7 protein-coding genes, 1 tRNA gene and 1 other RNA gene are annotated in these 12,187 nt (G+C 38.5%); 5 read left to right on the top strand and 4 right to left on the bottom strand.

Going from position 1 to position 12,187, the window contains the following annotated elements:
- Window positions 1-35 precede the first annotated feature (35 nt).
- Both ASE74_RS07790 and ASE74_RS07785 read right to left on the bottom strand, forming a co-directional pair.
- Complete coding sequence (locus tag ASE74_RS07790; protein ID WP_055906719.1) at window positions 36-767, bottom strand: YafY family protein; 732 nt, start codon at window positions 765-767, stop codon at window positions 36-38.
- A gap of 303 nt (window positions 768-1,070) precedes the next feature.
- A tRNA-Lys gene (locus tag ASE74_RS07785) sits at window positions 1,071-1,143 on the bottom strand.
- A gap of 220 nt (window positions 1,144-1,363) precedes the next feature.
- Between ASE74_RS07785 and ASE74_RS07780 the strand changes: the two genes are divergently transcribed.
- The 3 genes from ASE74_RS07780 (at window position 1,364) to ASE74_RS07770 (ending at window position 4,593) form a co-directional block, all read left to right on the top strand.
- Window positions 1,364-2,446: a formylglycine-generating enzyme family protein gene (locus ASE74_RS07780; protein ID WP_235526028.1), complete on the top strand. Its 1,083-nt coding sequence runs from the start codon at window positions 1,364-1,366 to the stop codon at window positions 2,444-2,446.
- Between the two features lie 104 nt (window positions 2,447-2,550).
- On the top strand, window positions 2,551-3,837 hold the full coding sequence (locus ASE74_RS07775) for a sugar MFS transporter (protein WP_055906713.1): 1,287 nt from the start codon (window positions 2,551-2,553) through the stop codon (window positions 3,835-3,837).
- Window positions 3,838-4,086: 249 nt separating this feature from the next.
- Window positions 4,087-4,593, top strand: coding sequence for an HAD-IIIA family hydrolase (locus tag ASE74_RS07770; protein WP_055906710.1), 507 nt, complete (start codon window positions 4,087-4,089; stop codon window positions 4,591-4,593).
- Window positions 4,594-4,944: 351 nt separating this feature from the next.
- Here the strand turns inward: ASE74_RS07770 and fsa are convergent, their stop codons facing one another.
- Window positions 4,945-5,604, bottom strand: coding sequence for a fructose-6-phosphate aldolase (fsa, locus tag ASE74_RS07765; RefSeq protein WP_010602758.1), 660 nt, complete (start codon window positions 5,602-5,604; stop codon window positions 4,945-4,947).
- Window positions 5,605-5,695: 91 nt separating this feature from the next.
- Window positions 5,696-5,795: signal recognition particle sRNA small type (ffs, locus tag ASE74_RS24355), an RNA gene on the bottom strand.
- Window positions 5,796-6,217: 422 nt separating this feature from the next.
- On the opposite strand from ffs, the gene gltB reads away from it, so the two are divergent.
- Window positions 6,218-10,717: a glutamate synthase large subunit gene (gene gltB / locus ASE74_RS07755; protein ID WP_055906704.1), complete on the top strand. Its 4,500-nt coding sequence runs from the start codon at window positions 6,218-6,220 to the stop codon at window positions 10,715-10,717.
- Window positions 10,718-10,720: 3 nt separating this feature from the next.
- Window positions 10,721-12,187: a glutamate synthase subunit beta gene (locus tag ASE74_RS07750; protein ID WP_055906701.1), complete on the top strand. Its 1,467-nt coding sequence runs from the start codon at window positions 10,721-10,723 to the stop codon at window positions 12,185-12,187.

Here is a 12,187-nt window from a genome sequence, read left to right as displayed (position 1 = left end):
GTATTGGCCTTCGCCATTGCAAAGGTAAATTAGGGTTAAGACAACAGTGTGTCAGGGGTATCAAACTTTTTTTTCTTTTCTTCTAAATACTCCGCCAGGGTTAGTTTGTGTGGTTGAAAACTCGAATCAAGCTTTTTAATTTTTTGAATTCTCTCTAGGCTAAACATTCTAAAATCTTTTCTTAACCTACAAAAAGCAATCAACAGCCAACTTTCTTTTAGGCTGAAATACAGCGCAAATGGCTCAATTTCGCGTTGAGTAAGCTCCCCTTTAAGATTTGACCGGTATGTGATTTCGAGCAGATTAAAAGAGGTGAGCGCATTTTGAATCATTGTCAGTGAATTACTTTGATGATCATGAAAAATCGCTGGACTAATCGCTATTCTATCAGATAGCAATGTCACTTTTTCTTTTGTTAAATGTTGGAGTACAGATTTTATTTTGCTGATCGCTGCCTGGTATTCTCTGCTTAGTGATGTGTCGGAACCTTTAAATAGAATCTGTTCAGCAGTGATTAAAGCACTGGCCTCATTTTCTGTGAACATTATAGGTGGAACCCTATATCCATCCATTAGGCTATAGCCTTTGCCCTCCTCCTTATTAATGGGAATACCTGCTTGTTCCAACGCTTTTACATCACGATAAATAGTTCTGACACTTACATCAAACCTGTCGGCAAGCTCGCTGGCGGTCAACAATCGTTTGCTCTGCATTTGTGTGATAATTGCCGTAAGCCTTGATATTCGCTTGATATCAGCATCTTTCATTTTTTAAGGCTTTTAAGTGAAATTGGATTAAGATTTAACGCTTTAAAGATACATAAGACCGTCAAGAAAATTGATCATCAACATTACTTTATCAAAAAATGGTAGTTTTAATAATTGCTGTAATCATAGCTAAATGTTATGGACGAAATTCAACATCCAATATTGGATTTCATTTATAATTTAGCTTACAGAGTTAGAACTCAATGTTAGGATTTTTTCGATGGGATTGAAATTATTCTAAGATATGGCGAGAAAATTTGTTTTAAAAACAAAAGGAAGATCAAATTGATCTTCCTTTTTCTGTGATCCCGCTGGGATTCGAACCCAGGACCACTACATTAAAAGTGTAATGCTCTACCAGCTGAGCTACGGAATCTACTTTGTTTAAAAACGTTATCCGTTTCCTTTAAAGTGGTGCAAATATAGGGTTATGGAGTGTTTCCTGCAAATAAAAAATCATCAAATGCGTTAGTGTATTGATTTATAGGCGAATTAATTATTTACCTTCTCTTTTTTAATTAGAATTGATATTTTTATGGCTCATAATTTAATATTATCCTATGCGTAGATCTCTTGCCGTCTTACTTTTTTTGCCGATGCTCACTATATTTTCCTGCCAATCCAATAAAGTTAAAGAAGAAGAACAGGCGAAGCACAAACAAGATTCATTAGCATCCTGCGAAAAAAATATGCCAAGCCGTTTTGGTGCAGTAAAAGATTCTTCGAGTTTTGCTTCGAATGAAGTTAGTCATGAAGGGATGGTTTTAATCCCTGCCGGAGAATTTGCCATGGGTGCATCCGATAAAGAGGGTAGAGATGATGAATATCCGCAACATCAGGTAAAACTTGCTTCGTTTTGGATTGATGTAACTGAAGTAACCAATGCAAGTTTCAAAAAATTTGTTGATGCAACCGGATACAAAACCACTGCCGAACGCAAACCAGACTGGGAAGAAATGAAAAAACAGCTTCCTGCAGGCACGCCAAAACCACCAGATAGCGTTTTTGTTGCCGCATCTCTGGTTTTTTACCAACCAAAAAGCATTAGTTCATTAAACGATGCTTCGCAATGGTGGCGCTGGGTAAAAGGAGCAGACTGGAAACATCCTCACGGACCTAAAAGTAATATTAAAGGAAAAGAAAATTATCCTGTAGTACATGTTTCTTGGGATGATGCGATGGCTTATTGCAAATGGTCTGGAAAACGTTTACCAACAGAAGCAGAGTGGGAATATGCAGCAAGAGGTGCTTTGAAAAACGAAAAGTATCCATGGGGAAATGAAGATATAGAAAAAGGTAAAGCGAAAGCCAATACCTGGCAAGGTAATTTCCCGGTTAAAAATACCGATTGGGACGGACACAATGGTTTAGCGGCTGTAAAACAGTTTAAATCGAATGGTTACGGATTATTTGATATGGCAGGTAATGTTTGGGAATGGTGCAGTGATTGGTATCGTCCTGATTATTACGGAACGCTAACCGGCTTAACCAACAATCCAAAAGGGCCAAAAGATAGCTACGATCCTATGGAGCCTACTATACCCAAAAGGGTTGTAAGGGGCGGTTCTTTTATGTGTAATGGCTCTTATTGTAAAGGATATCGTGTAACTTCAAGAATGAAAACCTCAGCAGATACCGGCCTTGAACATACTGGTTTCAGATGCGTAAGCACCAATTAAGTTTATTTATCAATCAAAGATGAAATCACGCAAACGTTTGCCCTACACATTATTTAATATTATTGTTTAGTTTGGTCGCTACAACTTAAACCGAACCAAATTTTATGCAACAAACAACAAAATCGGGTCAAGCACAGGGCCCTAAACCACTCCTAATTATTTGTGCCCTATTTTTTATTTTTGGCTTTGTAACCTGGGCAAATGGAACATTAATTCCTTTCTTTAAATTGTCTTTCGGCTTATCAAACTTACAGGCATTTTTTGTAACGTTTGCTTCATATATGGCTTACTTTTTTCTGGCATTACCATCATCATGGATACTTAAAAAAGTGGGATTTAAAAATGGTATCGTGTTAGGCTTGGTAATTTTGGGTGTAGGTTCGCTTATTTTTATTCCGGCGGCACAAACCAGAACATTTGGTTTATTTTTAACAGGGATTTTTGTTCAGGGTGCTGCATTGGCCTTGCTTCAAACCGCTTCAAATCCATATTTAACCATTATTGGCCCCATAGAAAGTGCGGCAAAACGCATTAGCATAGCGGGTATCTGCAATAAATTTGCAGGAATGATTGTGCCTTTAATTATGGGAAGCCTGTTCTTGAAAAATGCATCTGAAGTAGAAAAGAAAATTCAGGCAGCTACAGGTACTGTGCATGAGCAATTATTAAACGACGTTTTAGGCCGTGTAAACATGCCATATATTGTTTTAGCCATAGTTTTTTCGCTATTCGCCATTTTTATCAAATTTACCGATTTACCGGAAGTTGAGGTAGAAGAAGATATTGTTGACGAAAGTAAAGGAGCCGTTGTTAAACACCAGAGCATATTTCAGTTTCCACATTTATTTTTAGGCGCACTCTGTATTTTTGTATACGTAGGTGCTGAGGTTATGGCAGGTGATATTATTGGTATTTATGGTCGCGAATTGGGAATAAGTACCGAAATTAGTGGGAAATTAACTTCAATTACGCTATTTAGTATGTTAATTGGTTATATTGTTGGTATAATTACCATTCCAAAATACATTTCACAACAAAAGGCACTGAGGATCTGTGCCATTTTAGGTATCATATTCACGGTATTATCTTTTGCGATTTCGAGCTGGTTCGCTGTAATTTTTGTGGCTTTATTAGGATTGGCGAATTCATTAATGTGGCCTGCGATTTTTCCACTCGGCATCAGCCATTTAGGTAAATTTACTAAAATCGGTTCGGCTATTATGGTAATGGGTATTGCCGGCGGTGCAATTATGCCGTTATTATATGCATTTCTAAATGAAAAACTCCATGTAAACTTCCAGTTGGCTTATTTGCTAACCGTATTGCCTTGTTATTTATATATCTTGTTTTTCGCCATAAAAGGGCACAAAGCCGGATTGAATTTAAAATAAACCCAACCAAATAAATTATATGATTAAGCCCGGTCTCTAAAAAGATTGGGCTTTCTTTTGTCCTTAATTTTTCCTTATTTTGGCGATTATAAAGAAAATGTATCATTTGTAGCAATTCCATTCGAATTTTTCACGTCGAGCATGTCCAAATGCTGAGAGGCATTTAAACAGGTCATTGATAGGGCGGGTGACAATTCTACATTTATGATACATGCTCTAATCACAATACTCTTATCTCAAATCACAATAATGAATAAAGCTATTTTTCTCGATCGCGATGGCGTACTCAACCACGAAATATATGATTACATCTGCCGCGTAGAAGATTTCGAAATATTAAACTATCAGATACCAGTACTAAAAAAGCTATTCGATGAAGGTTATCTCCTCATTGTAATTACAAATCAGGGTGGTATCGCCTTAAAACGTTATACAGAACAGGAATTAGGGGTAATGCATCAAATGCTTAGAAATGCTTTTTTAGCAAAAGGGGCAGATATTGCAGCGTTTTATTACTGTCCACATCACCCAACAGTAGGCGGCGAATGCAAATGCAGAAAACCAGCTTCAGGTATGATTTTGGATGCAATTGAAATGTACGATATCGACCCTGCACAATCTATCATGATTGGCGATAAACCCAGAGATGTTGAAGCCGCAAACGGGGCAGGAGTGAAGGGAATTTTGATAGAGCCGGATGAGCAGATTAGTTATGAAAAGATTAAGGAAGTTTTAAGCCGGGAATCTTTAGTTTAGTTTGCAGTTTGGGGCTTGGAGTTTGGAATAAGCAAATCGCAATATGATCTTAACTTCTTAATGAGTAACTGTGGTAACTCATGATAAAGATCGTGAAACAAGTTCAGGAAGACGCATGAGTTGAAGGTGTACGCATGAATGCTCAGTATGAAACTACCAAAATGAGTAATACGCATAGAAAACACAATAAATTTTCCGTGAATTCTGTGTTTTTGTGGCAAACGCAATAAGACACATTAAGTACCTGTCTAATTACATTCTTTATAACACAAAAAAAGACCTAAGTTAAATACTAACTTAGGTCTTTTTTATGCATTTGGAACTCAACATTCCAAACTAAAATCTCCAAACTTATTTACCAGCTGCTTTAGCATGGTCAGCTAAGAATGTAGCCAAACCGCTATCGGTTAATGGGTGTTTCAATAAACCAACTATCGCTGCTAATGGTGCAGTAATAACATCAGCTCCCAATTTAGCACAGTTTACAATGTGCAATGGTCCGCGGATTGATGCTGCTAAAATTTGAGTTTCGTAACCGTAATTATCAAAAATAGTTCTGATATCTTCGATTAAAACCAAACCATCACTCGAAATATCATCTAAACGACCTAAAAACGGAGAAACATAGGTAGCTCCAGCTTTTGCAGCCAATAAAGCCTGGCCTGCAGAGAAAATTAAAGTACAGTTGGTTTTAATTCCTTTAGATGAAAAATATTTAATGGCCTTCACACCATCTTTAATCATCGGAACTTTAACTACGATTTTTGGATTTAAAGCTGCTAAAGCTTCACCTTCCTTAACAATCTCATCGAAAGTTGTAGAAATTACTTCAGCACTAACGTTATCATCAACGATATCGCAGATGGCTTTATAATGATTGATTACATTTTCTTCGCCGGTAATACCTTCTTTAGCCATTAAGCTAGGATTAGTGGTTACTCCATCTAAAATGCCAAGATCTTGCGCTTCTTTGATTTGATCAAGATTTGCTGTGTCAATAAAAAATTTCATGCTTATAAATTCTTAAAATGATTACTAGGTTCTGTTACAAGAACCCCTGAAGAATTTAATATCCCCCCTTCAGGGGGTAAGGGGGTAAAAAAAAGGGCAAGCACCTTCTATCGCACCGCTACAACCTTCTACCCTTGCTGTGTTCCCACCCTGGGGGAGTTCAAAGGGAGCTGGTCGTAAAAGACTTGCCCGGCCACAAAGGTAGAAAAAGAAGTTGTTTCCCGAAATGCATTTTTCTATTTTTTTTATCAAATGCGCTATCTTGTTGATTAGTAAATTAATAAAATTTAAATGTGTAATTTTAAAATGCATTAAAAATATGGATGCATAAGCAGACAGGTTCAATATTTTCATTTATAAATAGTTTGTTTATATGTAAATACTTAAATAAAACGTTTTAGGCTGATTTTTGCGTTTAAAATTGAATTTATTGTATAATCTTACCATTATTAATATGATAATTATATTGAGCTTATATTAGTATTATTTTAATTTTAAGACTTTAAATTACATAAGGGCTAAAATTTTTCTAAAAAACATGTCAACTCTGTAATTTAAAGATTGTTTTTCGTATCTTAGTGTTTCCTATACACTAACAACTAACGAGCAAAGAATGGAACCAAACAGTGGATTGTACGATGCGCAATTTGAACACGATGCCTGCGGTATTGGGTTCGTTGCACATGTGAAGGGGCGAAAATCGCATCAAATCATCTCCGATGCACTTACTATTTTAGAAAATCTAGATCATAGAGGGGCATGTGGAGCAGAACCGAATACTGGCGATGGTGCTGGTATAATGATTCAGATTCCCCATGAATTTTTTTATGATGAATGTTTAAAAGCTGGCTTTAGCTTACCTGAAACCAATAATTATGGTGTAGGTATGTTATTTATGCCAAAGGATATCAGATCCAGAGAAGAGTGCAGAGAATTAATTTACCGTGCCGCCGAAAAACTTGGCCTTGAAATTTTAGGCTTCAGAAAAGTTGATGTTGATACAACAGATATCGGCAATATGGCACTTTCTGTAGAACCCGAAATTGAGCAGGTATTTATTGCCCGCCCTTATACAGTTGCTCCAGGAGCAGATTTCGAACGTAAACTTTATATTTTTAAAAACTACCTCATTAAGCTAATCGTCAATACCGTTCATGGCGGTAAAGATTTTTATATTGTTTCGCTTTCTGCGCAAACCATTATATATAAAGGTCAGCTTACTTCATTGCAGGTACGTACTTATTTTACCGATCTTTCCGATAAGCGAATGGTTTCTGCTTTAGGTTTGGTACATTCACGTTTTGCCACAAATACATTCCCTTCGTGGAGATTGGCCCAGCCATTCCGCTTTATTGCCCACAATGGTGAGATTAATACTTTACAAGGAAATTTAAACTGGTTCAGGGCTGGGGTTAAATCTTTTGCTTCGGCATATTTTACTCCGGAAGAACTTGATATGTTATTGCCAGTTATCGATGAAACCAACTCAGATTCAGGATGTTTAGATAACGTTATTGAATTGTTGCTTCATGCAGGCAGAACTTTACCACACGTACTAATGATGCTGGTTCCGGAAGCGTGGGATGGCAATGAAGACATGGATCCTGTTAAAAGGGCATTCTATGAGTTTCATGCTACTTTAATGGAACCATGGGATGGACCAGCGGCAATTGCATTTACAGATGGAAAATTAATTGGTGCTACTTTAGATCGTAACGGTCTGCGTCCATCGCGGTACGCCATCACCTCTGATGACCGTGTAATTATGGGCTCAGAAGCTGGTGCACTTGCGATAGATCAAAGTACAGTAATAGAAAAAGGCCGTTTAACGCCTGGCAAAATGTTCGTAGTAGACATGGAGCAGGGTAGAATTATAAGCGATAACGAAATTAAACAACAGGTTTGTGGTAAAAGCCCATATGCTGACTGGATTAATCAGTACCAGATCCGTTTGGAAGAATTGCCTGAGCCACGTGTAATGTTTACCGGCTTATCAGAAGAATCTATCTTTAAATATCAACAGGTTTTTGGTTACAGTAGAGAAGACGTTGATCTTTTGCTTAAACCAATGGCTAAAGAAGCCAAAGAGCCAATCGGTTCAATGGGAACTGATACCCCTTTGGCCATTTTATCTAAGCGTCCTCAGCACTTATCCTCTTATTTTAAGCAGTTATTTGCACAGGTTACCAATCCACCCATTGATCCTATCCGCGAGAAAGTGGTAATGAGTTTGGCAAGTTTTATGGGCAGTAATGGAAATCTTTTAGAAGAAAATCCATTACAATCTCATTGCGTAGCCATTAAACACCCAATTTTAACCAATCAGGAGCTTGAAAAATTAAGAAGTATTGATACCGGAGTTTTTCAGGCGAAAACTTTACAGACGTATTTTAGGGCTGATGGCAAACCAGGTGCAATGGCAAAAGCTTTAGACCGTTTGTGCCGTTACGCTGTTGATGCCGTGGAAGATGGTTTCCAGGTAATTGTATTAACAGATAGGGCAATCGATTCAGAACATGCAGCTATGCCATCATTATTGGCAGTTTCTGCAGTACACCACCATTTAATCCGCAAAGGGTATCGTGGTGCTGTAGGTATTGTAATTGAAGCGGGCGACATCTGGGAGGTACATCATTTTGCTACTTTATTAGGTTTTGGTGTAACTGCAATTAACCCATATTTAGCTTTAGAAACCATAAACGGTTTCCAAAAAGAATCTGGTTTATCAGCCGAACAATTAACAAAAAACTACATTTACGCCGTAAACAGTGGCTTGCTTAAAATCTTTTCTAAAATGGGTATTTCTACCCTGCAATCTTACCAGGGAGCGCAGATTTTTGAGATTTTAGGTTTAAATAAACAGGTGGTAAACACTTATTTCACTGGCGCAGTTTCCCGTATCGGTGGCTTAGGTCTGGATGAAATTGCTAAAGAAACATTAATCAAACACCACCGCAGTTTTGGTCCGCTGACTGAAACAGAGCATTTATTGCCTGCCGGAGGAACATATAAATTCCGTCGTAAAGGTGAGGCGCATTTGTTTAATCCGCAAACCATCCACTTGCTTCAAAATGCAACCCGCAAAAACGATTACAATATCTTTAAACAATACTCTAAACTGGTTAATGAGCAAACGCAACAAGCTTATACCATCCGCGGATTGTTTGAATTTAACTATAGCCGTCCGTCGGTACCGCTAAACGAAGTTGAATCCACTGAATCAATTCTGAAAAGATTTGCAACAGGGGCTATGTCTTTCGGTTCAATCTCTCACGAGGCACACTCTACTTTAGCCATTGCAATGAACCGCATCGGCGGAAAGAGCAATACCGGTGAAGGTGGTGAAGATGAAATGCGTTATACTAAATTGCCAAATGGCGACAGTATGCGCTCAGCGATTAAACAGGTAGCATCAGCACGTTTTGGTGTAACCAGTTATTATTTAACCAACGCTGACGAGTTACAGATTAAAATGGCTCAAGGTGCTAAACCAGGAGAAGGTGGCCAGTTGCCGGGGCATAAAGTAGATGATTGGATTGCAAAAGTTCGTCACTCTACACCAGGAGTTGGTTTAATTTCTCCTCCACCTCACCATGATATTTATTCTATTGAGGATTTAGCACAGCTGATTTTCGACTTAAAAAATGCGAACCGTGCTGCCAGAATTAATGTAAAACTGGTTTCAAAAGCAGGAGTTGGCACAATCGCAGCTGGTGTGGCTAAAGCACATGCCGATGTAATTTTGGTTTCGGGATTTGATGGTGGAACAGGAGCTTCTCCTTTAACATCAATTCAACACGCAGGCTTACCATGGGAACTTGGTTTAGCAGAAGCGCATCAAACATTGGTGAAAAATAAATTGCGTAACCGCATTGTGTTACAAACTGATGGACAGCTTAAAACTGGTAAAGATATTGCTATCGCTGCATTATTGGGCGCCGAAGAATGGGGGGTTGCAACAGCTGCCTTGGTAACTTCAGGATGTATCATGATGCGTAAATGCCATTTAAATACTTGTCCGGTTGGCGTTGCAACGCAAGATCCTGAATTAAGAAAACTATTTACCGGTGATGCCGATCATGTGGTTAACTTATTTTATTTCCTTGCTGAAGAATTGCGTGAGATTATGGCTGAATTGGGTTTCAGAACCATCCACGAAATGATTGGCCAGGCCGATATTTTAAAAGTAAGAGAATTGCCTATTGAAGACTGGAAATTGAAACACCTTGATTTATCAGCAATATTATATAAAGCTGAAGACAATGGCCTGCCTTTATTTAATACAGAAGGTCAGGATCATGGTTTGGATCATGTTTTAGATCATAAATTAATAGCAGCGGCACAACCTGCCATAGCTAATAATGAGCCTGTTTTTGCGAGTTTCGAAGTTAAAAATACCGATCGCGCTTTAGGAACGATGTTATCTAATGAAATTTCTAAAGTTCATTTAGGTGCAGGTTTACCGCCTGATACCATCAACTTTAAGTTTGTAGGTTCAGCCGGACAAAGTTTCGGGGCTTTCAATACCCGTGGAGTTACGCTATCATTAGAAGGTGAAGCTAATGATTATGTAGGTAAAGGCTTATCAGGTGCCAGATTGGCGATTTATCCTTTTGCTAATTCTACTTTTGTTCCAGAGCAAAATATTATTATTGGTAACGTGGCACTTTATGGTGCAACTTCGGGCGAATTATTTGCACGTGGTAAAGCGGGTGAACGTTTTGCTGTTCGTAACTCTGGTGCAACAGCTGTTGTAGAAGGAGTGGGCGATCACGGATGCGAATACATGACTGGTGGTGAAGTGCTGATCCTTGGTGATACCGGAAGTAATTTTGCAGCAGGTATGAGTGGCGGTGTGGCCTGGATTTATGATGCCAATGGAACTTTTGCACGCAAATGCAATAAAGAAATGGTAGATCTTGATCCACTACAGGCTGAAGATGAAGAACGTATTTTAGCTTTACTTAAAACACATATCCGCTTAACGGATAGTAGAGTAGCAGAGTTTATCTTAAGTGATTGGAAGACTCAATCTGCACATTTTGTTAAAGTATTCCCTAAAGAATACAAAGCAGTTTTAAGCAAACGTAATCAACAAGTAAAAACACACTAAGCCATGGGAAAAGTAACAGGATTTCAAGAATACGATAGAGTTGCGCCCACTAGAGAAGAGGCTGCAACTCGTGTAAAACACTATGGGGAATTTTTAAATGAATTACCCTCACAAGAATTAAATAATCAAGCTGCACGCTGCATGGATTGCGGCGTTCCATTCTGTCAGTCAGGTTGCCCATTAGGTAATGTAATTCCAGAATTTAACGATGCTGTTTATCAGGGTCAATGGGAATTGGCAGCAAATATTTTATTAAGTACCAATAATTTTCCTGAGTTTACAGGAAGGATCTGTCCTGCACCTTGCGAATCTGCTTGCGTGTTAGGCATTAACCGTCCGCCTGTTTCTATTGAGGAGATTGAGAAACACATTATTGAAATTGCCTTTGAAAAAGGTTTTATAAAGGCTAAAGCACCATTAATCAGAACAGGTAAAAAAGTAGCTGTTATCGGTTCAGGCCCTGCAGGTATGGCTGCTGCTGCTCAGTTAAATAAAGTTGGGCATGAAGTAACTGTTTTCGAACGTGATGATGCACCAGGTGGTTTATTGAGATACGGTATTCCGGATTTTAAATTGCAGAAAAATGTGGTAGACCGCCGAATCGATTTGATGAAAGAAGAAGGAATTATCTTCAGATGTAATGCTAACGTTGGCGAAAATGTTGAAATAGGCACTCTGCTTAGAGATTTTAATGCCGTCGTATTAGCTGGTGGTTCTACAATTCCTCGCGATCTATCAATCCCTGGCCGTTCGGCTAAAGGAGTGCATTATGCTATGGACTTCTTAAAACAGCAAAATAAACGCGTTGCAAGTAGGACTGTTGAAGTAGAAGAGATTATGGCTACAGGTAAAAATGTAATTGTAATTGGTGGTGGTGATACCGGATCAGACTGTATTGGTACTTCAAACCGTCACGGTGCGAAATCTGTTACACAGTTTGAAATTATGCCAATGCCTCCTCAAACACGCAATGAAAATATGCCTTGGCCAAATTATCCGATGTTGCTGAAAAACACTTCGTCACATGAAGAAGGTGCACAAAGGGCATGGTCGGCAAATACGAAAAACTTCATTGCTGATGAAAATGGAAATCTTAAGGCTTTAAAAGTGGTGGATGTTGAATGGGAAATTGATGCAAACGGACGTCCGGTTACTTTTAAAGAAGTTGCAGGTACCGAAAGAGATCTTCCTTGCGAACTGGTGCTTTTAGCAATGGGTTTCTTACATCCTCAAAAAGAAGGTTTAATTGAAAAGTTAGGGGTGGAGCTTGATAACCGCGGAAACGTAAAAGCTTCAGAACATACTTATCAAACAAATATTGCAAAGATTTTTGCAGCAGGTGATGTTCGCCGTGGACAATCATTAGTGGTTTGGGCCATATCTGAAGGTAGAGAGGCTGCCCGCAAGGTAGACGAATACTTAATGGGAACAACCAAACTGGCATCGAAAGATGCTGTCGCTTATGCTTAA

It is taken from the genome of Pedobacter sp. Leaf216, assembly GCF_001421515.1.
GTDB lineage: Bacteria > Bacteroidota > Bacteroidia > Sphingobacteriales > Sphingobacteriaceae > Pedobacter.
The sequence above is the reverse complement of the archived record's forward strand: the minus strand, read 5'-3'. Positions and strand labels throughout refer to the sequence as shown.